We start from the raw sequence: 24,805 nt of genomic DNA, 5'->3' as shown, positions 1-24,805 counted from the left end.
CGGTTTTAGATTAGGTGGCGCTCCGCCGCCGGAGCCGCGCCGGACCGGCCCCGCCGACCGCGGGGCCTCACCTGATCGAGCGAGCGCGCCCGGACCGCGGGCGGGTCGGGCGCAACCCGGTGGTTCCCGGTCCACGGGCCTCCGTACGCTTGGCCGCTATGAGCGCCCCCGTGCTGACCTCGGTGGCCTGGCCCTACGCCAACGGCCCCCGCCATATCGGTCACGTCTCCGGATTCGGTGTCCCCTCGGACGTCTTCTCCCGCTACATGCGCATGTCCGGGCACAAGGTGCTCATGGTCAGCGGCACCGACGAGCACGGCACGCCCATCCAGGTGCAGGCCGACCAGGAGGGCCTGACCGCCCGCCAGCTCGTCGACAAGTACAACCGGGTCATCGTCGAGGACCTGCACGGGCTCGGGCTGTCCTACGACCTGTTCACCCGCACCACCACCGGCAACCACTACCAGGTGGTGCAGGAGCTGTTCCTCGCCCTGCACCGCAACGGCTACGTGCAGTCCAAGACGCAGATGGGCGCCATCAGCCCCTCCACCGGCCGCACGCTGCCCGACCGCTACATCGAGGGCACCTGCCCCATCTGCGGTTACGACGGCGCGCGCGGCGACCAGTGCGACAACTGCGGCAACCAGCTCGACCCGATCGACCTGAAGAACCCGCGCTCGCGGATCAACGGCGAGACGCCGAAGTTCGTCGAGACCGAGCACCTGTTCCTCGACCTGCCCGCGGTCTCCGAGAGCCTGGGCAGCTGGCTGTCCACGCGCACCGAGTGGCGGCCGAACGTGCTCAAGTTCGCCACGAACCTGGTCTCCGACCTGCGCCCCCGGGCCATCACCCGCGACCTCGAGTGGGGCGTGCCCGTCCCCCTCGACGGCTGGCGCGACCTGCCGATGAAGCGGTTCTACGTGTGGTTCGACGCGGTCGTCGGCTACCTGTCCGCCAGCGTCGAGTGGGCCCGCCGGACCGGTGACAAGGACGCCTGGAAGGAGTTCTGGACCGACCCGGCCCAGGGCTACTACTTCATGGGCAAGGACAACATCGTCTTCCACTCGCTGATCTGGCCCGCCATGCTGCTCGGCCAGAACGGCCGCGGCGACAAGGGCGGCACCACCGGCTCGCTCGGCGACCTGGCGCTGCCCACGGAGATCGTCTCCAGCGAGTTCCTGACCATGAGCGGGTCGAAGTTCTCCACCTCGCGCGGCACGGTCATCTACGTCCGGGACTTCCTCAAGCAGTTCGGGCCGGACCCGCTGCGGTACTTCATCTCCATCGCGGGCCCGGAGAACCAGGACACCGACTTCACCTGGGACGAGTTCGTCCGCCGCACCAACTTCGAGCTGGCCAACGAGTGGGGCAACCTGGTCAACCGGTCCATCTCGATGGCGCACAAGAACGTCGGCGCCGTGCCCCGGCCGACCGCGCCGACCGCCGCCGACGAGCAGCTCAAGGCCCAGTCCAGGGCCGCGTTCGACACCATCGGCGCCAACCTGCGCCGGTCCCGCTTCAAGGCAGCCGCGTCCGAGGCGATGCGGCTGGTCGGCGCGGCGAACAAGTACCTCTCCGACGAGGAGCCCTGGAAGCGCAAGGACGACCCGGAGCGCCGCGACACCATCCTGCACACCGCGCTGCAGGTGGTCTCGGACGCGAACACCCTGCTCACCCCGTTCCTGCCGCACTCGGCGCAGAAGGTGCACGAGCTGCTCGGCGGCAAGGGCGTGTGGGCGGCGCAGCCGGAGCTCAAGGAGGTCGACGACCTCGACCACCCGGAGATCAGCTACCCGATCCTGACCGGTGACTACGCGGGTGAGGCCGCGCGCTGGGAGTCGACCGAGATCGAGGTCGGCAGGCCGCTGGACAAGCCGGAGCCGCTGTTCGCCAAGCTCGACCCGGAGCTCGGCGAGACCGGTCCGGAGTGGGCGCCGATCACCAAGTGACACCCCGCAGAGGCGAGCGACCGCCGGTGCCGGAGCCACTCCCGGCGCCGGTGGTCGACGCGCACACGCACCTGGACGCCTGCGGTGCCAAGGATTCCGCCGAGGTGTCCACAATGCTCGATCGCGCGGCGGCGGCCGGTGTGGACCGGGTGATCACGGTCGCCGACGACCTCGCCTCCGCTCGGTGGGCGGCCGAAGCGTCCACTTGGGACGACCGGGTGTTCGCCGCCGTCGCGGTCCACCCGACCCGCACCTCGACCTTCGGCGAGGCTGAGAAGTCCGCGCTGGAGGAGCTGGCGCGGGCGCCCCGGGTCGTCGCGGTCGGCGAGACCGGGCTCGACTACTACTGGGACTACTCGCCGCCCGAGGCGCAGCACGCGGCGTTCCGCTGGCACATCGACCTCGCCAAGCGGGTCGGCAAGCCGCTGATGATCCACGACCGGGACGCGCACGCGGACGTGCTGCGCATCCTCACCGAGGAAGGCGCGCCGGAACAGGTCGTCTTCCACTGCTTCTCCGGCGATCTCGAGTTCGCGAAAGCGTGCGTGGAACGCGGATTCGTGCTGTCCTTCGCCGGCCCGGTGACTTTCCGGAACGCGGCCGCGCTGCGCGAGGCGGCGGCGTACACGCCCGTCGAGCAGCTGCTGGTGGAGACCGACGCGCCGTTCCTCACCCCGCACCCGTTCCGCGGTCGGCCCAACGAGCCGTACTGCGCCGCGTACACGCTGCGCGACCTCGCGGCGCTGCGCGGTGACGACGTCGCGGAGCTGGCGGGTGCGGTGTCCGCCACCGCGGACCGCGTGTTCCGACTGCGCTCCGTGACATCTGACCTTGCGAGCGGTGAGTGATTGCGATGATCGGGGGATGGGTCGACACCGCCAGCGGTGTGACAGGACTCACGAGATCGCAGGATGTGTTTGCGCAACCCCCTCGGGCTCGTTACTGTCCCGTGACCGTACGACTAGGGGCACCAGCCCCGAGTCGGCCCGGAGCAAGTCGGTACACGTCGGGGTGGCTGGCTACGGGTCGTCGGACACACACGAAAGCGCTGGACGACCGGGCGCGCGCGAGGGAGTGGGCACTGGCGGCTGAGGCCGAGCCGATGCCCGCTGCGACGCGACCGGTGGGTCTCTGCGCCTTCATGGAGGAATCGACCCTGTGAGCGGTAAACAGACCGGCGGTTTCGACCGCCCCGGGCACGACGGCTTCGCGGATACCGACTGGTTCACCCCGGTCCGCAACGTCGCCACCACCACGCTGGACGACGACTTCAAGGCGTGGCAGGCGGAACTCCCGGCCTTCGGCAGTTTCCCGAGCAACCCGAGCTTCCCCGACGTCGACGCCGACACCGGCTACTCCTCGTCGCTCAACATCACCGACCACGACGTCCGGTTCGCCCTCGGCCCGCAGGCCGACGAGATCATGGCGACCGCGGGTGTGGACGTCGACGAGCTGATCCGGCTCATCAACGCCGAGACCACCGTCCTGCCCGTCATCCCGGACGAGCTGTCCGCCGAGCCGCAGCCGCTGAAGGTCGGCACGGCCGAGCCGGACGCCCCCGCGCCGGGCCTCGTCGCCGCCGTCAAGCGGTGGAAGGCGACGTTCCTCAAGGCCACCATCGCCGCGGTCCTGGTGACCCTGATCGGCGGCGGTGGCGCCGCGATCGCGATGAACAACACGGTCACCGTCGACGTCGACGGCCAGACCCACCAGGTCAACACCTACGCCGACACCGTGGGCGAGGTGCTCGCCGAAGAGGGCATCTCCGTCGGCCAGCACGACTCGTTGAGCCCGTCGCCCGCCGCCGAGATCGGCGACGACGGCCGGATCGTGCTCCAGCGCGGCAGGCAGCTCATGCTGACCGTGGACGGCGTGCAGCAGGAGCACTGGGTCCGCGCGGGCACCGTCGGCGACGCGCTGCGCCAGGTCGGCGCCCCCACCAACGGGTCCTGGGTCTCCGCGGCGGGCGACTCCGCCATGCCGCTCAACGGCACCTCGGTGGAGATCAAGACCGCCAAGACCGTCACGGTCTACGACGGCGGCAACGAGCCCCGCCAGATCACCACCACCGCGCTGACCGTCGACGAGTTGCTGCGCGAGCAGAACTTAAGCCTCGGCCCGCAGGACGCGCTCAACACCGCGACCGACCTGAAGATCACCTCGGGTGCCGAGGTCAAGATCAGCCGGACCGGCGTCACCGTGATCAACCAGTCCGAGCCCATCGCCATCCCGGTCCAGAAGGTGGACGACCCGGAGGCGGACAAGGGCAAGGAGACCGTCGTCGAGCCCGGCGCGGCGGGCGAGCGCATGGTGACCTACCGGATCACCGAGAAGAACGGCAAGGTCACCAAGCGCGAGGAGATCGGCTCCAAGACGCTGACCGAGGCCAAGCCGAAGATCGTCAAGGTCGGTACCAAGAAGCCCCCGCAGCCCGAGACCCCGCCGGTCACCGACGGCTCGGCGTGGGACCGCCTCGCGCAGTGCGAGGCCACCGGCAACTGGGCCATCAACACGGGCAACGGCTACTACGGCGGCCTCCAGTTCGACGCGGGCACCTGGCGCGCCTACGGCGGCACCGCGTACGCGGCGCTCCCGCACCAGGCCAGCCGCGAGCAGCAGATCGCCATCGCCACCAAGGTCCGCGACGACCGGGGCGGCTACAGCGCTTGGCCCGCCTGCGCGCGGAAGCTGGGCCTGCCCACCTGATCGGGAAAACCCCGCCAGGAGTTCGAAAAGACCGCCGGTCGCCCACCTCGGGCACCGGCGGTCTTTTCGTTCAGGCGGAAACGATATTCGCGGTGAACGTGAAGGGTTTATCGCGGGCGCTCTCGGTTCGCTTCGCCAGGAGCCGCGGATTAGCCGGGCGCCCCGGTCCCGTAACCTTTCGGAGGTGACCGGATCGGCAGCACTCCTCGGCCCCGCGGACATCCGCAGGCTCGCCGACGAACTCGACGTGCGCCCCACGAAGAAACTGGGCCAGAACTTCGTGCACGATCCCAACACCGTCCGCCGCATCGTCGCCACCGCGGACCTCACGCCGGACGACGTCGTCCTCGAGGTCGGCCCCGGACTCGGCTCCCTGACCCTGGCCCTGCTCCCGGCCTGCGAGCGCGTCGTCGCCGTCGAACTCGACCCGGTCCTCGCCGAGCGCCTCCCGCAGACCGCCGCGGATCGGGCGCCCGAGCTGGCGGGCAACCTGACCGTCATCCACGCCGACGCCATGCGCGTGGCCCGCGAGCAGCTCGGCGAGCCCACCGCGCTGGTGGCGAACCTGCCCTACAACGTCGCCGTCCCCGTCGTGCTGCACCTGCTGGCCGAGGTGCCCAGCCTGCGCACGGTCCTGGTCATGGTCCAGGCCGAGGTCGCCGACCGGATGGCCGCGGGCCCCGGCAGCCGCGTCTACGGCGTGCCCAGCGTCAAGGTCGCCTGGTACGCCGAGGCGCGCCGGGTCGCCACCGTGTCGCGTTCGGTTTTCTGGCCGGTGCCCAACGTCGACTCCGCGCTCGTCCTCCTCAAGCGCCGCGAAGTCCCCACCGGGGTGGCGCGGGCCGAGGTCTTCAAGGTCGTGGACTCCGCCTTCGCACAGCGGCGCAAGACCCTGCGCGCGGCGCTCGCTGGCCTGGCCGGGTCACCGGCGGTAGCCGAGCGCGCACTGGTCGAGGCTGGGGTGGACCCCGGTCTGAGGGGCGAGCAATTGTCGGTACGGGACTACGTCCGGATAGCCCAGGCGTTCACACGCTTGTCGTAGTCCCGTCACACGAGCACTACTCCCTCCGTGTGACGTGCGGAACGTCAAACCCCATCTTGACCGCTCGTACTTGCTTTTGGTGGTCCCGGTCGGGTCTACTCTGTGAGCGATCCATCCTGAGCGGCTGAGAGACCTGGCTCGTTGACGCCGCAGCAACCACCCATCGCGGGCAGGTGCTACCGCCAGGAGCGATGGAGGAGTTGAGAAAGTGATGCGGATCCTCACCTCACGGCGGGTCATCGACCAGTGCAGGCGGACCGTGACGGCATGTCGTCGCATGGCGTAGCTAGCTGATTTTCGCGCAGCACCACGTCTTCGACACCCCTTTCACCACCACATCGGACAGTCCTGACCGGACTTGAGCCGATCCTTCGGCATGCCGCCGCGCCAGCTTGGAGCAGAACCGTGATCACCGTCGAGAACCTGAGCAAGTCCTTCTGGGGCAACACCGGCCCCGTCGTCGCGCTTGACGACGTCACCCTCGAAGTGCCCACCGGCACGATCACCGGTGTCGTCGGCCCCTCCGGTTCCGGGAAGTCCACACTGGCCAGACTCGTCGCGCTCCAGGAGCGCCCCGACAGCGGTGTCATCCGCGTCGACGGGTTCAACACCGCCGCCCTCGACCCGCGCAGGCTGCGCGCCGCGCGCCGCCGCATCGGCGTGGTTGCCAAGGGCGAACTCCTCCCGCAGCGCACCGCCGCGGGCAACATCGCGCTCCCGCTGGAGCAGGCCGGTGTCGACGGCCCGCAGCGGCGGGAGAAGGTCGGCAAGCTGCTCGACCTGATCGGCCTCACCGACAAGGCCGCCCGCTACCCCGACACCCTGACCCCCGGCCAGCGCGCCCGGGTCGAGGTCGCCCGCGCCCTGGTCGGCGACCCCGGCCTGCTGCTGGCCGACGACCCCACCCACGAGCTGGGCACCGACGCCGCCGCGGGCGTGCTGACCGTGCTCGACCGGGCCCGCGCCGAGCTGGGCGCGACCGTGCTGGTGGTCACCAGCGACGCGGGCGTGGTGCGCCGCATCGCCGACGACGTCGCGCTGCTGGAGTCCGGCAAGGTCACCGAGCGCGGCAACCTGCTCGCCCTGGTCCAGGACCCGACCAGCCGCGTCGCCCGCGAGCTGCTGCCCGCCATCGACGCGCCGGAGGAGGCCGCGGCCGGGCACGACCGCGTCGCCGAGGTGGTGCTGGTCGGCTTCGCCGCCGTCGGCGCGCTGCTGCCCGAGGCCACCGCCCGCTACGGCGCGGCGATCTCGGTGATCGGCGGCGGCCTGACCCGCATCGGCGAGACCCCGGTGGCCCGCTTCCTGCTGGGCGTCTCCGGTGGCCACGCCGACGCCGCCCTGGGCTGGATCGCCGAGCGCGGCGGCCTGGTCCGCCAGCGCGTTTCCGGCCTCCACGGCATCGCAGCCGCCGCCTGACCAGGCCGGTCCGCCGGAACGCGAACAGGCGAAAACGACGAGGGGCGCTCCCACCGGGGGCGCCCCTCGCGCGTGTTCGTGCTCCCAGGGCATCGCGGCGGCTGCTTGATCGACCCTGAGCAACCTGCGCGATCTCGCCGCCTCGGCGGAGCCGGGGCCGTGTCACAGCTCTCGCCGCCTTGGCGGACCCAAGGCCGTGTCACAGTAAGGTGGGTTGGTGCTCGCTGTCGTGCCTCCCCCGGTGACCGTCCGCGTGCCGTCCAAGGTCAACCTGCACCTCGCGGTCGGTGACCTGCGCCCGGACGGCTACCACGACCTGGCCACCATCTTCCAGGCGCTCTCGCTCACCGACGAGGTCACCGTCGCGGTGACCGACGAGCCCGGGGTCGAGGTGCACGGCGAAGGCGCCGATTCGGTGCCGACCGGGCCGAGCAACCTCGCCTGGCGGGCCGTGCAGGAGTTGGCCGCGCACGTCGGCCGCGACGTCGACGAGCCTAAGGTGCGCATCGTCATCCGCAAGGGCATCCCGGTCGCGGGCGGCATGGCGGGCGGCAGCGCCGACGCGGCGGCGACCCTGGTCGGGCTGGCCGCGCTGTGGAAGCTGGAGATCGGCCGCGACGAGCTGGCCAAGATCGCCGCGCGGATCGGCAGCGACGTCCCCTTCACCCTGCACGGTGGCACGGCGCTGGGTACCGGGCGGGGTGAGCGGCTGGTGCCGGTGCTGGCCAGGCACACGTTCCACTGGGTGCTCGCGTTCGACCGGCGTGGACTGTCCACCCCGAAGGTGTTCGGCGAACTCGACCGGTTGCGCGAGGACGGCGACCCGCCGCGCATCGGTGAGGTGGAGCCCGTACTAGAGGCACTGGCCACGGGGGACCCACGCCAATTGGCTTTGTTGTTGGGCAATGACTTGCAGGCCGCCGCGGTGTCGCTGCGACCGGGCCTGCGCCGCACGTTGCGCGCCGGGGTGACCGCGGGTGCCCTCGCGGGCACCGTTTCGGGTTCCGGCCCCACTTGCGCGTTCCTGTGCGAGGACGCCGAATCCGCGCTGCGCGTGGCGGCTGAACTCTCCGGCGCCGGTGTCTGCCGGACCGTCCGGGTGGCACACGGGCCGGTGCCCGGCGCCAAGGTGGTCAGCACCGAGGAGGCGCCCCGCCCGGCCCCGCCCGAGGCACACGCCTGAGCGGGGCTGGACCGGACGACTGGGGGCAGGCCGGTCGCGGTTCAGACGTCCGTGCCTGCGGCTCACGCCACCCGGGCTCGCCAGGTCGGGAACGGTGCCGGGTGGGGGTGGGTGGCGGGCGGAAGTGCCTCAGTACTTCCAGTGCCAGCCGGGTACGTCTGTCGGCAGGTTGCGCGGCTTGTAGGTCAGGGTGCCGTGCTCACTGGCCGAGTCGATCAGGACGATGCCGTAGTAGCCGGAGTCGTTGAGGTAGAAGTCGTCCGGCAGGTAGCGGTGCTTGGGCAGGCACGAGGTGATGATCCCCTTGCCGGTCTGCTTGCCCTCGCCGTTCTCCGTGGTGAAGTCCTCGGCGCTCATCCACCAGCCGGAGTCCGGTTGGTACGCCTCGCTGGTCTGCAGCACGATCGTCGCGGCCAGGTAGTGGCCGTTGTTGGGCGGCAGACTGCCCGGTTCGGTGCAGTTCACCGCCTGCACGCTGTCGAGCCACAGGGTCGCCAGCACGGGGCTGCCCCCCGCGCGGATCTCGATGTGCCGCCCGAGCCCCACCCCGCGGGTTCCGTCGGCAGCGGTGTCATCGGACTCGCTCGAACAAGCCGTGAGCGACACGGTCGCCGCCACGATGGCAGCCGCGAACCGCGCCGACCGGCGCACATAAGACATTGGACCTCCAGACGAACTTGTACGTCGTAATTAGTCGATTTTTGTTACCACGTCAAAAGAATCACACGCTCTGTGGCCAACTCGTCGCGCAGCCGGAAAACGATCACCTTGCGTTGCCGGACAAGCGCGGTGGATATTCGGTAAAACTGGGAATGTGATCTTGCGACCGTCCACTTGAGTTTCGTCGACCGCGGTGACCGGGGCCCGTCGCCGTGCTCGGTACGCTGTCGGGTATCCGGCCGCGCGTCATGAGGGAAAGTGCAGGTAGATGGCCAATCTGGTCAACCTGGAGAGCGTCAGCAAGAGCTTCGGCGTGCGGCCGCTGCTCGACGGGGTCTCCCTCGGTGTCGGGCAGGGCGACCGCATCGGCGTGGTCGGGCTCAACGGCGGCGGCAAGACCACGCTGCTGGAGGTCCTGGCGGGCCTCGAACCGGCCGACGACGGCCGCGTGAGTCGCAATCGTGACCTGCGCATGGCGGTTGTCACACAGCGCACCGAGCTGGCGGGCGACACCCCGAGGGCCGCCATCCTCGACCCGCTGGGCATCACCGAGGAGCACCAGTGGGCCGCCGACCCGCGCGCCCGCGCCGTGCTGATCGGTTTGGGAATAACCGACCTCGGCCTGGACAGCCCGGTCGCCACCATGTCCGGCGGCGAGCGGCGCCGGGTGTCGCTGGCCGCCGCGCTGGTGCGCGAGCTGGACCTGGTGGTGCTCGACGAGCCGACCAACCACCTCGACATCGAGGGCGTGCAGTGGCTGGCCGACCACCTGCTGACCCGGGGCACCGCGCTCGTCGTCGTCACGCACGACCGCTGGTTCCTCGACACCGTGTGCACCCGCACGTGGGAGGTCGTCAACGGCCAGGTCGAGCAGTACGAGGGCGGCTACGCGGACTGGATCTACGCCCGCGCCGAGCGCTCCCGGCTGGCCGACACGCTGGAGGAGAAGCGCCGCAACCTGGCCCGCAAGGAGCTGGCCTGGCTGCGCCGCGGCGCGCCCGCCCGCACGTCCAAGCCGCGCTACCGGATCGAGGCCGCCGAGGCGCTGATCTCCGACGTGCCCGACCCGCGCGACACCGTCGAGCTGCTGGCCTTCGCCAAGCGCAGGCTGGGCCGCACGGTGATCGAGCTGGAGGACACCTCGATCAGCGCGGGCGACAAGCCGATCCTCGACCACGAGACCTGGCGGGTCGGCCCGGGCGACCGCGTCGGCCTGGTCGGGGTGAACGGCTCGGGCAAGACGACCGTGCTCAAGCTGCTTGCGGGCGACACGCAGCCCGCGACCGGCAAGCGCGTGCAGGGCCAGACGGTCCGGCTGGCGCACCTGACCCAGGAGCTGCACGAGCTGCCCGCCCAGCAGCGGGTGCTGGAGGCCGTCGAGGAAGTCGCCCGGCGGGTCACCCTGGGCAAGCAGGACCTGTCGGCCTCGCAGCTGGCCGAGCGCTTCGGGTTCCCGGCGAACCGGCAGTGGACCCCGATCGGCGACCTGTCCGGCGGCGAGCGGCGCAGGCTCCAGCTGGCCCGGTTGCTGATGGCCGAGCCGAACGTGCTGCTGCTCGACGAGCCGACCAACGACCTGGACATCGATACCCTCCAGCAGCTGGAGGACCTGCTCGACTCCTGGCCCGGCACGATCGTGGTCGTCTCCCACGACCGGTACCTGGTGGAACGGGTCTGCGACCGGGTCGTCGCGCTGTTCGGCGACGGCAAGGTCACCCAGCTGGTGGGCGGCATCGAGGAGTACCTCACGCGGCGCGCGGCCGTGGTCGCGGAGGCGCCCGCCAAGCCGGTGAAGGCCCCGGTGGTGACCGAGGCCAAGGTGAGCGCGGCCGACCGGCGCGCGGCGCAGAAGGAGCTGGCCCGCGTCGAGCGCCGGATGGGCACCCTGGACAAGAAGGAAGCCCAGCTGCACGACGACCTCGCCGCCGCCGCGACCGACGCGGCCCGGCTGCTCGAACTCGACGCCGAGCTGCGCGCGGTCGTCGCCGAGAAGGGTGAGCTGGAGCTGCGCTGGCTCGAGATCGCCGATACCGCGGAGTAACCCCTGATCTAGGATCTGCTGCCATGAGCAGGTTCGTCGACACGCTGCTGGAAACCGTCCGCTCGCTGGGCGACGCCAAGGGGATCACGACCGGCGAACCGAAGGCCCCGGTCCGCCACACCTGGGGGCAGGTGCACGAGCGCGCGCTGCGCATGGCCGGTGGGCTGGTGGCGGGCGGGCTGCGGCCCCGGGGCGCGGTGGCCGTGCTGGCCGCGGAGCCCGTGACGATCGCCCCCGCGGTCCAGGCGGTGTGGTTGGCGGGTGGCAGCGTGACGATGCTGCACCAGCCGACGGCGCGGACCGACCTCGCGGAGTGGGCGCACGACACGGTGCGGGTGCTGAACATGATCGGCTCGGAGCTGGTGCTGCTCGGTGAGCCGTTCGACCAGTTGGCGCCGCTGCTCGACGAGCACGGGATCGGGTACCTGAAGCTGGCGGAGCTGGGGGCGGGTGAGCCGCTGGCGTCGGTGGTATCGGTTCCGGAGGACGCGCCCGCGCTGCTGCAGCTGACCAGTGGGTCCACCGCGGACCCGAAGGCGGTCCGGATCACGCACGGGAACCTGTACTCGAACCTGACGGCGATGGTGGAGTCGGCGGGGCTGGACGTCGAGCGGGACATCATGGTGTCGTGGTTGCCGCTGTTCCACGACATGGGGATGGTCGGGTTCCTGACGGTGCCGATGACCGTCGGGTTGGAACTGGTGAAGGTCACGCCGGTGGAGTTCCTCGGCGGGCCGTTGGTGTGGGCTGATCTGATCTCGCGGCACCGGGGGACGATCACGGCGGCGCCGAACTTCGCGTACGCGCTGCTGGGGCGGCGTCTGTCCGGTGTGGACTCTTCGGATGCGTACGACCTGTCTTCGCTGCGGCTCGCGCTGAACGGCGCGGAGCCGATCGACGAGAAGGCGGTTGGGTCCTTTGTGGAGCAAGGGGTGCGGTTCGGGCTGCGGCCGGAGTGCGTGTTCCCGGCTTACGGGATGGCCGAGGTGACGTTGGCGGTGTCGTTCGTGCCGCTGATGACGGGGCTTCGGTTGGACCGGATCGACGCTTCGAAGCTGGAGGCGGAGAACCGGGCGGTGCCGGGGGAGGGGCGGGCTTTCGCGGTGCTGGGGAAGCCGTTGCGGGGGATCGAGGCTCGGATCGTGGGGGATTCGGGGGATGTGTTGGGGGAGCGGGAAGTCGGGGAGATCCAACTGCGCGGCGAGGCGGTGACGCCGGGGTACCTGACCGTGGATGGGCCGGTGGACACGCAGGACGCGGAGGGGTGGCTGGCCACGGGGGACATCGGGTACCTGGTCGGGGGTGAGATCGTGATCTGCGGGCGGCGCAAGGACGTGATCATTCTTGGTGGGCGGAACATCTATCCGACGGATATCGAGCGGGCCGCGAATGCGGTGGAGGGTGTTCGGGCGGGGAACGCCGTGGCGGTGCGGATCGACGCGGGGTCGCGGCGGGAGCGGTTCGCGGTGGTGGTGGAGTCGCGGTTGGCGGGGGATGAGGCCGCGGAGAAGGCGCTGCGAAAGGAAGTGGGGGCGCGGGTGTTCGAGTCGGTGAACGCGCGGCCGTCGGCGGTGGTGGTGTTGGCGCCCGGGTCGTTGCCGAAGACGCCTTCGGGGAAGTTGCGGCGGGCTGCGGCGGGGGAACAGGTGGCTTCGCTGGTCAGCTCGGCTGAGTGATTCGGGAGCGTTGCTGGCCTGTGGGGTTGGCGGGTTGGGTGGCGTTGCTGGCCTGCGGGTGAGCGGGTTGGGTGGCGTTGCTGATCTGTGGGCTGGGCGCGTTGGGTTTGTCCGGCTGTTCGCGGAAAAGATGGGCGGCCTCGATTGGGCGAACTTGCTTTGCGCGGGGCCCCTACGGACCTGCGGTGGGGAAGAGCGGTGGGGATGGGCAAGCCCACCCCACCCGCCGGGAAGCTTGGCAGGTCCGTCCCCCCACGCAAAGCAAGTCCACCCAATCAAGGCGTATGGCAGGGGCGCGTTGCGTTCTGGTGGGGGCTGGGCTTCTGCGGCGGTTGAGGGGTGGGCTGGAGTAAAGGAACGCCGGAGTGAAATTCGTGGGCCGGTGGGCCGGTGGGCCGGTGGGCCGGTGGGCCGGTGGGCCGGTGGGCCGGTGGGCCGGTGGGCCGGTGGGCCGGAACGAGCGGCGGTTTGAGCCGTGGGATCGGCGCGATGGTGGTGCGGTGAAAGTGGTCGGGCCTGTTCGGAGTTCAGCCCTCCTCAGCGAGCCACTAGCGCCTTGCAGGCGAATCACTCCCGGTCGGCGCTGCCACCCCGCTGCCGGTGACCCAGCCAAGCTCGTGGATCAGCGGCGGCTGTTGCCGACTCTCGGCGGGCCGTCCCCAACCTGCGGAGGGTTGTCCACAGGCTTGATCATCACCGCCGGAAATCGTCGGTCCCGCTCGGTAGAATGGATATTGGGGGCCGGAGGCGTGAACTTGATCATCGCGGCGAGGGTGTTCGACCTGACCTGATCTGCCGGATTCCGCGTTCCCGCTGTGGATCGGTCTGCTTGCTGCGGAGTCGATGGCCAAGGGGTGGTGGCGGGTTTGTCCTGGTTGGTTCAGCCTGCCGAGTGCGGTTCTTGAGCCGGGAGATCAGCGTTCGCGGCGTTCCAGTTCTTCGATCCAGGCGGCTTGGACGGCGTCCACCGCGTCCGGGTGGTAGCCCTGGCCAGGGTAGGCCGCCAGACCGAGTCGTATGCCCTTGATCTGGGCGGCGGTGGGGCCGGCGCCGTGTTCGAAGGCGGCTCGGTCTAGCAGGTGCGCGAGGCGCTCAACGTCGTTGGGGTGGTAGCCCCTGGTGGTGGGGGGCGCTGGCGGGAGGGGGAGGTAGGGGATCTCCGAGTTCGTGGGTTCTCGGGGGTCCATCTCCTTCGACCGGGTCTCCAGCTCCGCCACGACCGTGTCCAGGAAGTGGTCCACCTGGTCCTCGTTGTAGCCGCGCTTGACCAGGGGGGCCGCGTCGAACTCGACCTGGCGGACGTCCTTCACCGTCAGCCGCGCCTTGCCGGACAGGGCGGCCTCCACCTTGTCCAGGAACTCGTCCACCTGGTCCTCGTGGTACCCGCGCCTGCCGAAGGGGGCTTTGTCGAAGGTCACCGCGCGCACTGACTCCGGGGTGAGGGTCATGGTGGCTCCCGTCAGGTCGCGTGGAACGAGTTCTGGGCGGCTTCCAGGCCCTGGGCCACCAGGGTCGCCACCGCGTCCGCGCACCGGTCGATCTCGAAGGCCAGGTCCTTGCGCTCGGTCGTGCCGAAGTCCCGCAGGACGTAGTCCGCCGGGTCCATCCGGCCCGGGGGGCGGTCGATGCCGAAGCGGACCCGATAGTAGTCCTTGGTGCCCAGCGACTTGGTGATCGAACGCAGGCCGTTGTGCCCGTTGTCGCCGCCGCCCAGCTTGAGCCGGAGGGCGCCGAAGGGCAGGTCCAGTTCGTCGTGGACGACCACCACCCGGTCCGGGCCCGCCTTGAAGAACTTGGCCGTGCCGACCACCGGGCCGCCGGAGAGGTTCATGAAGGACCGGGGCTTGAGCAGCACCACGCGGTGGCCCGACAGCCTGCCCTCCAGGACCTCGGCGCCCGCCTTGTGCGCCTTGAACCGGCCGCCGACCCGGGCGGCGAGTTCGTCGAGGACCAGGAAGCCGATGTTGTGCCGGTTGCCCTCGTACTTCGGGCCCGGGTTGCCCAACCCGACCACCAGCGTCGGCGCGTCGCCGTCGACCATGCGCACTCCCGGTTAACCGCCGGTGCCCCGGCCCAGCGAACTGGGACCGGGGCACCGGGTGGAAATCTGCTCGTCAGCCCTCGTCGGACTTCGGGGTCTCGACCACACCGGCGCCCTCGGTGTCGAGCTCGCCCTCCAGCTGCTCCGCCGTCGGGGCCGTGTTGACCGCCAGCACCAGCGCCTCGGGGTCGCCCGCCAGCGACGCGCCGCGCGGCAGGGTGACCTGGGCCGCGGTGAACTGGGTGCCCGCCTGCGCGCCCGCGATGTCCAGCTCGACCTGCTCGGGGATGTGCAGCGCCTCGACCTCGATCTGCAGCGTGGTCAGGTCCTGGGTGATCAGGGTGCCGGGGGAGGCGTCGCCGTTGATCACGATCGGGACGTCGACGGTGACCTTCTCGCCGCGCTTGACCAGCAGCAGGTCGACGTGCTCGATGTAGTTCTTCAGCGGGTGCGTGGTGACCGTCTTGGTCAGCGCGAGCTCGGTGTCCGAGCCGATGTTGAGGGTGAGCACCGCGTTGTGGCCGTGCTCGCGGACCACGCGGGCGAACTCCAGGCCCGGCAGGGCCAGGTGCTGCGGGTCGGAACCGTGTCCGTAGAGCACGGCAGGGATCTTGCCCGCACGGCGGGTGCGGCGGGCGGCGCCCTTGCCGAACTCGGTGCGCTGTTCGGCGGCCAGACGTACCTCGGACACGGTGGTGCTCTCCTTGCGATCAAAGTGCGGCGGGGGCGCGACTTGTAGTCGGGGCAGCCTGCGGCAAGGGGCACGGAGGGCGCGAGACGTACGGCTCTTGCGTCCGCCACGTCGATCACGCCAGGCGCGATGCCCGCCTCGCCGAGGCAACTCGAATAGTTTACGCACGCACCGCGCGTGGGGCGAACCCGGGGGTGCGCCCCACGCGCGGCTGCTGGCTGATTCTTGAGGTGACCGGCCGGTTAACGACGCTTGTCGACTGGTCGGACGGCGGCGTCTGCGCGGGTTTCAACGGCCCCGCTCGCGGCCCTCCAAACCGGGGACGACGCCGGGCGGGGACGTGGGGGGTGGGTGGTGGGCGAAAATCGACTCAGGCGTCGCCGTCGAACAGCGACGTGACCGAGCCGTCCTCGAACACCTGCTGGATCGCGTGCGCGAGCAGCGGGGCGATGGACAGCACGGTCATCCCCGGGAAGCGCTTCTCGTCCGGGATGGGCAGCGTGTTGGTGAACACCACCTCGCGGGCGCCGCACTCCGAGAGCCGGTCGCGGGCCGGGCCGGACAGCACGCCGTGGGTGGCGGCCATGACCACGTCCGAGGCGCCCTCGTCGAGCAGGTGGCGCACCGCCTTGGCGATGGTGCCGCCGGTGTCGACCATGTCGTCGATGACCACGCAGAGCTTGCCCTCGACCTCGCCGACCACCCGGTTGGCCACGACCTCGTTGGGCTTGAGCGGGTCGCGGGTCTTGTGGATGAACGCGATCGGTACGCCGCCGAGGTCGTTGGCCCACTTCTCGGCGAGCTTGGTGCGGCCCGCGTCGGGGGAGACCACGACGATGTTCTGCTGGGGGTAGTTGTCCTTGATGTAGCGGGCCAGGATGTTCTGCGCGAACAGGTGGTCCACCGGGCCGTCGAAGAAGCCCTGGATCTGCGCGGTGTGCAGGTCGACGGTCATGATCCGGTCCGCGCCCGCGACCTTGAACAGGTCGGCGATCAGCCGCGCGGAGATCGGCTCGCGGCCCTTGTGCTTCTTGTCCTGCCGGGCGTACGGGTAGAACGGCATGATCACCGTGATGCGCTTGGCGCTGGCCCGCTTGAGCGCGTCGACCATGAGCAGCTGCTCCATGATCCACTGGTTGATCGGCGCGGAGGCGCTCTGCATGACGAACGCGTCGCAGCCGCGCACCGACTCCTCGAACCGGACGAAGATCTCGCCGTTGGCGAAGTCGTACGCCGACTGCGGGGTGATGCTCACGTTCAGGTGCTTGGCCACTTCTTCGGCCAACTCCGGGTGCGCGCGACCGGAGAACAGCATGAGGTTCTTCTTCGGGGTCCCGGTCTTGATGCTCATGGGGTCTCGTCCTCGCTGTTCGTCTTGACCGCGTCCTGGTGGGCGCCCTGGTCGGCGTCCTGCTGTGCGCGCTGGGCGCGCTCGGCGGCCTCGGCCGCCGCGGTGCCCGGGCGGCGGCTGACCACCCAGTTCTCGACGTTGCGCTGCGCACCACCGGAGACCGCGAGCGCACCCGGCGGCACGTTCCGCCGGATGACGGTTCCGGCACCGCTGTACGCCCCGTCACCAACAGTGACCGGTGCCACGTACATGTTGTCGGACCCCATCCGCACATGGGAGCCGACAACTGTGTGGTGCTTGTTCACCCCGTCGTAGTTGACGAACACGCTAGCCGCACCGATGTTGCTGTGGTCACCGATCGTGGCGTCACCCACATAGGACAGGTGTGGAACCTTCGAACCGGTCCCGATCTGCGCGTTCTTGGTCTCGACGAACGTCCCGATCTTGCCCTTGATCCCCAACCGGGTGCCCGGCCGCACGTAGGCGAAGGGTCCGACGGTGGCGCCGTCGCCGATTTCCGCGCTCGCTCCCTGGGTCCGGACGACCGAGGCTTGCTCACCCACTGTGACGTCGGTCAGCGTGGTGTCCGGTCCAATGACGGAATTGGCCCCAATGGCGGTGACTCCCCGCAACTGGGTGTTCGGCTCGACCAGCACGTCGCGGCCCAGCACCACGTCCAGCCCGATCCAGGTCGTGGCCGGGTCGACGACGGTCACCCCGGCCCGCATCCAGCCCTCGACCACGCGGCGGTTCAGCTCGGTGCCGAGCCGGGCCAGCTGCACCCGGTCGTTGACGCCCTCGACCAGCCACGGGTCCGCGCACACCAGGGCGCCGACCCGGCGGCCGTCGCCGCGGGCGATGGCCAGCACGTCGGTCAGGTACAGCTCGCCCTGGGAGTTGTCGGTGGACAGCCGCGACAGCCCGTCGGTCAGCACCTCGGCGTCGAAGGCGTAGACGCCGGAGTTGACCTCGTCGATGGCGTGCTGCTCCTCGGTGGCGTCCTTGTGCTCGACGATCGCCCGCACCGTGCCGTCCTCGGCCCGCAGGATCCGGCCGTAGCCGGTCGGGTCGGGCACCTGGGCGGTCAGCACGGTGACGGCGTTGGCCTGCTCGGCGTGCTCGGCCAGCAGCGCGTCGAGGGTCGCGGTGTCCAGCAGCGGCACGTCGCCGTAGGTCACCACGACGGTGCCGGTGATGGTGCCGAGCGGGGCCAGCCCGCAGGCGACCGCGTGGCCGGTGCCGTCCTGGGTCTCCTGCACCGCGGTGGTCACCTCGCGGCCCAGCGCCTCGGCGACGCGTGCCAGGTGCGCGCCGACCGCGTCGCGGCCGTGCCCGAGCACGACGACCAGGTGGTCCGGCTTGAGCCCGGCGGCGGCCCGCACGGCGTGCTCGACCAGCGGCCGCCCGGCCACCGGGTGCAGCACCTTGGGGGTGGCCGACTTCATCCGGGTGCCCTCCCCCGCGGCCAGGATGACCGTGGTGACCTGGCCCGGACGTGCCCGATCGGGGGTGGTTCGCGACATCGCACTCCCTAGCATGTGGCTCAACGATCCTGGTATCGGCTCAAACCAGTTGGAGGCACGGTCGCTCGCGGGCAGGTGATCGCTCCTACGACGCCGGCCGGGGGCCGATCCTACGTGGCCTCGCGCAGCACCCATCCCGGGTCGTCCGCCTTGGCCTGCCGGTCGCCATCGGTACTGTGGGCGCTTCGGTGCTTCCCGTTGCCCGCGCGGTGTCCGCCGCCCTGGTCGGCGCCGTGGCCGGACCGGTTCTCCGCCGCCTCGTCCGCGTCGCTGCCGCTGATCGCGACGATGTCGTTCCCGCCACCGCGCTTGGCCTGGTACATCGCCGCGTCCGCGCGGGCCAGCGCGCGCACCGCGGTCTCCTGCGGGCGCAGCGACACCACGCCGATGGACAGCGTCACGCCGTGCGAGAGGTCCTTGGGCAAACCCGAGACGGCGTTGATCGCGCGGCGCAGCGCGGCCTCGGCGGCGGTCAGCGGCGCCCCGGGCAGCAGCACGATGAACTCGTCGCCGCCGTAGCGGGCCACCATGTCGCTGCCGCGCAGCGCGTCGCGCAGGGTGCTGGCCACGACGCGCAGCACGTCGTCGCCCTCGGCGTGCGACATCCGGTCGTTGACGCCCTTGAAGCCGTCGAGGTCGACCAGCGCGATGGCCAGCGGGTGGTTGGCGGGGGAGGAGGCCAGGGTCTCCAGCCGCTCGTCGAGCGCGCGCCGGTTGGGCAGGCCGGTCAACGGGTCCTGCAGCGCCTGGCGGGTGATGGTGCCGTGCATCCGCGACAGCCGCTCGTGCTCGCGGCGGGTGTTGAGCGTGGCGATCCGGGACTCGCGCATGTCCCAGAGCTGGGCCTCCAGTTCGGTGGCGTAGTGCTCCAGCGCGCTGGTGGTGCGCTCGCCGCCGTCCGGTCCGGACAGCCGCGCGTACTCCCGGATCAGGCACAACCGCAGGGTCGGCTCGGCGGCCTCGTGGTACATCAGCGCGCGCGCCTTGCCCAGCACCTCGACGGCTTCCTCCTCGCGGCCCTCGTGCTCCAGGCAGCGGGCCAGCGCGATGGCCACGATCACCAGCTCGCGCGGGTAGCGGCGGGACTCGGTCAGGCCGCGCAGCCGCTCGATGTGCGTGCCGGACGGCTGGGCCAGGGCCAGGGCGGCGCCGATGACCGGGTTCTGGTCGGCGGCGGCCAGGTGCGCGTCGCGGGGGAACAGCGACTCGCGGAACGGCGCCTCCACCGCGACCGCGATGGCCGCCGCGGTGGCGAAGCGCTCGGCGGCGCGCTCGTCCTCGCTGATCCGCTCCAGCCGCAGGCCCCAGCCGACCAGCAGCCGGGCCCGGTTGATCAGGTGCACGGAGATCAGGTGCGGGCCCGCGCTGGCCCGGATGCTCTTGTTCGCCCGGTTCATCACCTGGTCGGCGATCTCGTACACGCCGAGCTGGGTGAGCACGGTGCCGATGTCCATCAGCGTGGCGGCCATGATCATGTCCCAGTTGCGGCCGCCGAACTGGGCGTCGGGGGTGATGTCCTCGTCCAGCATGGCCAGCGCGACCGCGGCCTCGCTCAGCGCGGCGTCCTCGGCGCCCGCGAGCAGCAGCCTGCGCCCGCGCAGCGCGTGCGCGTCGGCCTGCAGCACCACCAGGCCGTGCCTGCGGGTGTGCGCGAGGAGTTCGTCGAGCAGCGGTTCGGCGGAGTCGGCCAGCTCGTTGTTGACCACCCGCACGGCGACCGCGGAGCGCAGCAGCTGGGCCACCATGCGCGGCTCGCCGCGGTGCTGCGCCTCGGCGAGCAGGCGGTCGACCTCCGCGGTGTGCCGGACCCGCTCGAGCACCGGGCTGACCTGGATGACCGCGAGCAGTTCCCGGGCGCGGCCGACCAGCCAGGCGTCGGAGCGCTCCTCCAACGCGGGCAGTTCGGTGTCGTCACGCTGCTCGTCGTCCACGTGGCCCGCGGCACCCCCCTGTGCTTCTCCGGTTGTCCTGCTCGGAGGTGGTCGACGGGTCTAACCGGACACCCGTGCTTCGGGGGGTACCCGGTGACCGTGCTCCGCCGCCAGGATTCGAACCTGAACCATTGGAACCAAAATCCAAGGTGCTGCCTTTACACCACGGCGGACCGTGCGCGGTGTTCGCTCACAGTGGGGAACATCGTGGCATGCGCGTGGTGGTGCGGGCAGCAGTACCCGCGCGATTGGACTCCGGTCGCGTCCGTTCGGGTGTTAGCGGCATCACAAGCTCCACGACGGTGTTACGCACCGGGGCGATTCGGGTGCGGTGCGTTCCGGTCGGTGGCGAATCGAGTCCCACCCGTTCGTCGGGTTGTGTCGAATCTCCCGGTGGGTACGCCTGCCGGAGGTACTGGCGCGGGCGCTGGTCCAGTCCTTACGCTGTCGTAAGTTACGGCACCGTAGGTGAGGCCGACTCCGACCGGTTTCGGGAAGGACATCCATGACGAGCACGCTCGACGCTGACGCGGGAGTGGACAAGAAGGGCCCCAAACCGATCATCGAGGGCAGGCGCAACCTGGCCACGCAGATCGCGGTGTACGTGTTCATCCTCGTGCCGTTCGCCGCGCTCGTCGCGGCCGTCCCGCTGCTGTGGGGCTGGGGCATCGGCTGGGTGGACGTGGCGTTGGCGGTGTTCTTCTTCTACTGGAGCGGCCTCGGCGTGACCGTCGGCTACCACCGGCTGTTCACCCACGGGTCGTTCAAGGCCAAGCGGCCGTTGAAGATCGTGCTCGCGGTCATGGGCAGCATGGCGGTGCAGAGCCCGCCGATCACCTGGGTCGCCGACCACCGCCGCCACCACGCGTTCTCCGACCGCGAGGGCGACCCGCACTCGCCGTGGCTCTACGGCACCTCGCCGTGGGCGCTGACCAAGGGCTTCTGGCACGCGCACATGGGCTGGATCTTCGACCACGACACCACCAACAAGCAGCGCTTCGCCCCCGACCTGATGGCCGACCCGGACATCCAGCGGGTCAACAAGCTGTTCCCGTACCTGACCGGCCTGACCCTGGTCCTGCCCGGCGTCATCGGCGGCCTGATCTCGTGGTCGTGGTGGGGCGCGTTCACCGCGTTCTTCTGGGCGGGCCTGGTGCGGGTCGCGGTCCTGCACCACGTGACCTGGTCGACCAACTCGATCTGCCACATGATCGGTGAGCGCCCGTTCGCCAGCCGCGACAAGGCCGCCAACTTCTGGCCCCTGGCCATCCTCAGCTTCGGCGAGTCCTGGCACAACCTGCACCACGCCGACCCCACCTGCGCCCGCCACGGCGTCCAGCGCGGCCAGATCGACACCTCGGCCCGACTGATCTGGATCTTCGAGAAGTTCGGCTGGGTCACCGACGTCCGCTGGCCCAGCGAGGCCCGCCTGGCCAAGCTCGCGGTCACCAAGTAGCCGAGCGGGTTCGGGCCGCCCGCGTTTTCCGGTTGGCCCGAACCCCTAGGCTGGGTCGGTGGCGGCGAGAAGAGCGGAGCCGGAAGCACCCGTGCGGGTGCGGATGACCGGCAAGGAACGCAGGCAACAGCTCCTGGACGTCGCCCGCGCCCTCTTCGCCGAAAAAGGCTTCGACGGCGCGTCGGTCGAGGAGATCGCGCACCGCGCGCACGTCAGCAAACCCGTGGTGTACGAGCACTTCGGCGGCAAGGAGGGCATCTACGCGGTCGTCGTGGACCGCGAGATGCGCACCCTGCTCGAAGGCATGACCCACGCCCTTTCCGAGGACGCCCACCCCCGGGTGCTGCTCGAACGGGCCGCGCTGTCCCTGTTGGACTACGTCGAGGGCAGCACCGACGGGTTCCGGATCCTGGTGCGGGATTCCCCGGTGGCCACGGCCACGGGCACGTTCTCCAGCCTGCTCAACGACATCGCCAGCCAGGTGGAGCACATCCTGGGCGTGCAGTTCGCCAAGCGCGGGTACGAACCGAAGCTGGCGGCGCTGTACAGCCAGGCCCTGGTGGGCATGGTGGCCTTCACGGGTCAGTGGTGGCTGGAGGCCCGCAAACCGGCGAACGTCGAGGTGGCCGCCCACCTGGTGAACCTGGCCTGGAACGGGCTGTCCAACCTGGATGGTGCGCCGGTCTTGCAGGAACGGCCGTGATCTCGACCTGTGGTCTACCTCGACCGGAGTTGTGCCGATCAGGTCTTCATTTCGTGCTGTAGTCGGGTGTTCATGGGAGTTCCGCGCGGGCGGCCGTGGCCGGACGGCCGCCGTGGTGGGCTTACGCGGGTGTGATGCGGAGCAGTTTGTCGTCGGTGCCGTTGGACGTGGTGACGTACAGGGATCCGTCGGGGCCGGTTCGGGCGGCGCGGAGGCGGCCGTACTTGTTGGTGAACTCCGGTGGGATGGTCACCGACGTGACGTCGGCCTTGTCGTTGAGGGTGAGGAAAATGAGTTTGGCGCCCTTGAGCGCCGTGATGACCAGCGCGCCGTCGAGCGTGCCCCACTTGGGGCCGTTGACGAACGCGGCGGCGCAGATGGCCTCGGTGGTGGCGCCCGATTCCCACTTGGCGGGGACGGCGTCGGGGAAGCGGGTCCGGTCGGTCATCGGGACCGACTCGTCGTACCGGGTCGAGGTGCCGCCGCGGGAGGGGTCCCAGCCGTAGTTGGCGCCGGGGATCGAGAGGTTCACCTCGTCGTTGTTGTCCGGTCCGTGTTCGGCGGTCAGCACCTGGCCGTTGTTGCGGACCGCGACCCCTTGGACGTTGCGGTGGCCGTAGTTGTACACCGGCGAACCCGGGAACGGGTTGTCCGGCAACGGTTTCCCGGTCTTCAGATCGATCCGCAGCACCTTGCCGCCCAGGTTGTTCTTGTCCTGGGCAGCGGTGGGCTGCGCGGTGTCGCCGGTGCCGACCAGCAGCGAGCCGTCCGGCCCGATCGTGGTGCGGCAACCGGAGTGCCTGCCACCGGACGACAGCGGTAGTCCGGTGAGCAGTTCCTTGACCCTCGTGGCGACGAGTTCGTCCTCGGTCAGCCGCCAGGTGACGAGCCGGATGTCCACCGGCTGGCCGTTCTCCTGGTGCGTCTGGCAAGTGGTGAACTCGCGTGTCGTAGCGAAGTCGGGGTGCACGACCAGACCCATGAGGCCGCCCTCACCGCGCACCTGCACGGTGTGGGTGGCCGCCTTGAGCCTGGTGATCGTGGCACCTGGCCTGGCCGACGACAGCAGCGCGATCTCTCCCGTGCGCTGCGTCACCAGCACCTTGCCGTCCGGCAGGAAACCCACGTCCCAGCCGTGGACCAGACCGCTCGCCACGGTCTCCACGGTCAGGGCGGGCGCGCTCGCGGGAACGGGGGCCGGACCCGTCCCGCCTGGCTCGGCGGACACGACCGCCGCCGAGGCGCACCCGGCGAGCACCACCAACGCGGACGCGATTATCAGCGTGTTTCGGCGCATACCCGCAAGAATGCCCCACATCGGGACCTCGTACCGAACGGGTCCGAAACCGGCCATTCCCAGTGGTGCCGAACCCGGCGTGCGGCGAACCGGACCCGGATACCGTGTCCGGGTGAGCGAGCACCTGAACCTGACCAGCGACGGAGCGGTCGCGACCCTCACCATCGACCGCCCGGACAAGAAGAACGCCTTGAGCCTCGAGATGTGGTCGGCGCTGCCGGGCATCGCGCGCCGCGTCCGCGCGGACGACCGTCTCCGGGCGTTGATCATCCGGGGCGCCGACGACGCCTTCTCCGCGGGCGCGGACATCAGCGAGTTCGCCACCGTGCGCGGCGACGCCGACGGTGCGCGCCGCTACGCCGCCGCCATCGAGGCCGCGGTGAAGTCGCTGACCGACCTGCCCAAACCGACCATCGCCGCGATCACCGGCTTCTGCATCGGCGGCGGCTGCGAGCTGGCACTGGCCTGCGACATCCGGCTGGCCGCCGCCGACGCCCGCTTCGGCATCACTCCGGCCAAGCTCGGCATCGTGTTCACGCTGCCGTCGACCAAGCAGCTGGTGGACGCGGTCGGTCCGGCCTGGGCCAAGCAGATCCTGTTCACCGGCGACATCATCGACGCCCCCACGGCCCTGCGCATCGGGTTGGTCAACGAACTGCACGCGACCGACCTGCTGGACAAGCGCGCCACCGAACTCGCCTTGGTCATGGCATCGCGTTCCCAGGTCACGATCCGCGGCGCGAAGGACATCGTGGGACGCGTGGTCGCTGGCCGCCACGACGAGGACGACGACGTCGTGCGGATGTACGCGGCGTCCACGGCCAGCACCGACTACGCGGAGGGAGTGGCCGCCTTCCTGGAGAAGCGCACGCCCCGCTTCTGATCCACCGACGACAAACTGCTCCGCATCACACCCGCGTAAGCCCACCACGGCGGCCGTCCGGCCACGGCCGCCCGCGCGGAACTCCCATGAACACCCGACTACAGCACAAACCGAAGACCTGATCGGCACAACCGCCCATCGATGTTTTGTTGGGCCGAGCACGCACCGTGCTCGGCCCAACACCGGTCGAGATAGACCACCGGCCGAGATCACGGCCGTTCCTGCAAGACCGGCGCACCATCCAGATCTGCCG

Annotated in this window: 19 protein-coding genes, 1 tRNA gene and 1 riboswitch; of the genes, 11 read left to right on the top strand and 9 right to left on the bottom strand. The window is 70.4% G+C overall.

Going from position 1 to position 24,805, the window contains the following annotated elements; translation table 11 throughout:
- Positions 1-158 precede the first annotated feature (158 nt).
- From metG to CLV40_RS04545, 6 genes are all read left to right on the top strand, one after another.
- Positions 159-1,949 carry a methionine--tRNA ligase gene (metG, locus tag CLV40_RS04570; protein WP_104477245.1) on the top strand — a complete coding sequence of 597 codons (1,791 nt, stop codon included), beginning with the start codon at positions 159-161 and terminating at the stop codon, positions 1,947-1,949.
- Positions 1,946-2,797, top strand: a complete 852-nt coding sequence (locus CLV40_RS04565) for a TatD family hydrolase (protein WP_104477243.1) — start codon at positions 1,946-1,948, stop codon at positions 2,795-2,797. Before metG ends, CLV40_RS04565 begins: the two co-directional genes overlap by 4 nt.
- 310 nt (positions 2,798-3,107) lie before the next feature.
- Positions 3,108-4,655, top strand: coding sequence for a resuscitation-promoting factor (locus tag CLV40_RS40205; protein ID WP_104477241.1), 1,548 nt, complete (start codon positions 3,108-3,110; stop codon positions 4,653-4,655).
- A gap of 184 nt (positions 4,656-4,839) precedes the next feature.
- A complete protein-coding gene (gene rsmA, locus CLV40_RS04555; protein ID WP_104477239.1) occupies positions 4,840-5,697 on the top strand; it encodes a 16S rRNA (adenine(1518)-N(6)/adenine(1519)-N(6))-dimethyltransferase RsmA in 858 nt (285 codons plus the stop codon).
- 108 nt (positions 5,698-5,805) lie between these two features.
- Positions 5,806-5,895, top strand: a riboswitch (SAM riboswitch).
- Between the two features lie 207 nt (positions 5,896-6,102).
- Positions 6,103-7,116, top strand: a complete 1,014-nt coding sequence (locus CLV40_RS04550) for a methionine ABC transporter ATP-binding protein (RefSeq protein ID WP_104477237.1) — start codon at positions 6,103-6,105, stop codon at positions 7,114-7,116.
- 217 nt (positions 7,117-7,333) lie between these two features.
- Positions 7,334-8,299 (top strand): 4-(cytidine 5'-diphospho)-2-C-methyl-D-erythritol kinase, encoded by a 966-nt coding sequence (locus tag CLV40_RS04545; RefSeq protein ID WP_104477235.1) that lies wholly within the window; start codon positions 7,334-7,336, stop codon positions 8,297-8,299.
- 129 nt (positions 8,300-8,428) lie between these two features.
- Here the strand turns inward: CLV40_RS04545 and CLV40_RS04540 are convergent, their stop codons facing one another.
- Entirely contained in the window at positions 8,429-8,959 is a 531-nt protein-coding gene (locus tag CLV40_RS04540) for a hypothetical protein (RefSeq protein ID WP_146107928.1), read from the bottom strand.
- A 268-nt stretch (positions 8,960-9,227) separates the two neighbouring features.
- On the opposite strand from CLV40_RS04540, the gene CLV40_RS04535 reads away from it, so the two are divergent.
- Together CLV40_RS04535 and CLV40_RS04530 are read left to right on the top strand one after the other, a co-directional pair.
- The gene (locus CLV40_RS04535; protein WP_104477231.1) at positions 9,228-11,000 is read left to right on the top strand and encodes an ABC-F family ATP-binding cassette domain-containing protein; all 1,773 of its coding nucleotides are present in this window, start codon (positions 9,228-9,230) and stop codon (positions 10,998-11,000) included.
- A 23-nt stretch (positions 11,001-11,023) separates the two neighbouring features.
- The gene (locus CLV40_RS04530; protein WP_104477229.1) at positions 11,024-12,676 is read left to right on the top strand and encodes a fatty acyl-AMP ligase; all 1,653 of its coding nucleotides are present in this window, start codon (positions 11,024-11,026) and stop codon (positions 12,674-12,676) included.
- A 914-nt stretch (positions 12,677-13,590) separates the two neighbouring features.
- Here the strand turns inward: CLV40_RS04530 and CLV40_RS04525 are convergent.
- The 7 genes from CLV40_RS04525 to CLV40_RS04495 form a co-directional block, all read right to left on the bottom strand.
- Positions 13,591-14,124 carry a DivIVA domain-containing protein gene (locus tag CLV40_RS04525; protein WP_104477227.1) on the bottom strand — a complete coding sequence of 178 codons (534 nt, stop codon included), beginning with the start codon at positions 14,122-14,124 and terminating at the stop codon, positions 13,591-13,593.
- 11 nt (positions 14,125-14,135) lie between these two features.
- Positions 14,136-14,717, bottom strand: coding sequence for an aminoacyl-tRNA hydrolase (gene pth, locus CLV40_RS04520; RefSeq protein WP_104477225.1), 582 nt, complete (start codon positions 14,715-14,717; stop codon positions 14,136-14,138).
- Between the two features lie 73 nt (positions 14,718-14,790).
- Positions 14,791-15,408 carry a 50S ribosomal protein L25/general stress protein Ctc gene (locus CLV40_RS04515; protein WP_104477223.1) on the bottom strand — a complete coding sequence of 206 codons (618 nt, stop codon included), beginning with the start codon at positions 15,406-15,408 and terminating at the stop codon, positions 14,791-14,793.
- 370 nt (positions 15,409-15,778) lie between these two features.
- Positions 15,779-16,759, bottom strand: a complete 981-nt coding sequence (locus CLV40_RS04510; RefSeq protein ID WP_104477221.1) for a ribose-phosphate diphosphokinase — start codon at positions 16,757-16,759, stop codon at positions 15,779-15,781.
- Positions 16,756-18,282 (bottom strand): bifunctional UDP-N-acetylglucosamine diphosphorylase/glucosamine-1-phosphate N-acetyltransferase GlmU, encoded by a 1,527-nt coding sequence (gene glmU, locus CLV40_RS04505; protein WP_104477219.1) that lies wholly within the window; start codon positions 18,280-18,282, stop codon positions 16,756-16,758. Before glmU ends, CLV40_RS04510 begins: the two co-directional genes overlap by 4 nt.
- Before the next feature lie 110 nt (positions 18,283-18,392).
- A complete protein-coding gene (locus CLV40_RS04500; RefSeq protein ID WP_104477217.1) occupies positions 18,393-20,213 on the bottom strand; it encodes a GGDEF domain-containing protein in 1,821 nt (606 codons plus the stop codon).
- Between the two features lie 102 nt (positions 20,214-20,315).
- Positions 20,316-20,386: transfer RNA gene (locus CLV40_RS04495), tRNA-Gln, on the bottom strand.
- A gap of 332 nt (positions 20,387-20,718) precedes the next feature.
- On the opposite strand from CLV40_RS04495, the gene CLV40_RS04490 reads away from it, so the two are divergent.
- Together CLV40_RS04490 and CLV40_RS04485 are read left to right on the top strand one after the other, a co-directional pair.
- The gene (locus CLV40_RS04490) at positions 20,719-21,669 is read left to right on the top strand and encodes an acyl-CoA desaturase (protein ID WP_104477215.1); all 951 of its coding nucleotides are present in this window, start codon (positions 20,719-20,721) and stop codon (positions 21,667-21,669) included.
- Between the two features lie 103 nt (positions 21,670-21,772).
- Positions 21,773-22,372, top strand: a complete 600-nt coding sequence (locus tag CLV40_RS04485) for a TetR/AcrR family transcriptional regulator (protein WP_104477789.1) — start codon at positions 21,773-21,775, stop codon at positions 22,370-22,372.
- A 121-nt stretch (positions 22,373-22,493) separates the two neighbouring features.
- Here the strand turns inward: CLV40_RS04485 and CLV40_RS04480 are convergent, their stop codons facing one another.
- Positions 22,494-23,669: a PQQ-dependent sugar dehydrogenase gene (locus tag CLV40_RS04480; RefSeq protein ID WP_104477213.1), complete on the bottom strand. Its 1,176-nt coding sequence runs from the start codon at positions 23,667-23,669 to the stop codon at positions 22,494-22,496.
- Between the two features lie 112 nt (positions 23,670-23,781).
- On the opposite strand from CLV40_RS04480, the gene CLV40_RS04475 reads away from it, so the two are divergent.
- Complete coding sequence (locus tag CLV40_RS04475; RefSeq protein WP_104477211.1) at positions 23,782-24,552, top strand: enoyl-CoA hydratase/isomerase family protein; 771 nt, start codon at positions 23,782-23,784, stop codon at positions 24,550-24,552.
- The last annotated feature ends 253 nt before the right edge of the window (positions 24,553-24,805 follow it).

This window comes from Actinokineospora auranticolor, assembly GCF_002934265.1.
GTDB classification, from domain to species: Bacteria; Actinomycetota; Actinomycetes; order Mycobacteriales; family Pseudonocardiaceae; genus Actinokineospora; species Actinokineospora auranticolor.
This window is presented reverse-complemented; position numbering and strand designations above follow the sequence as displayed.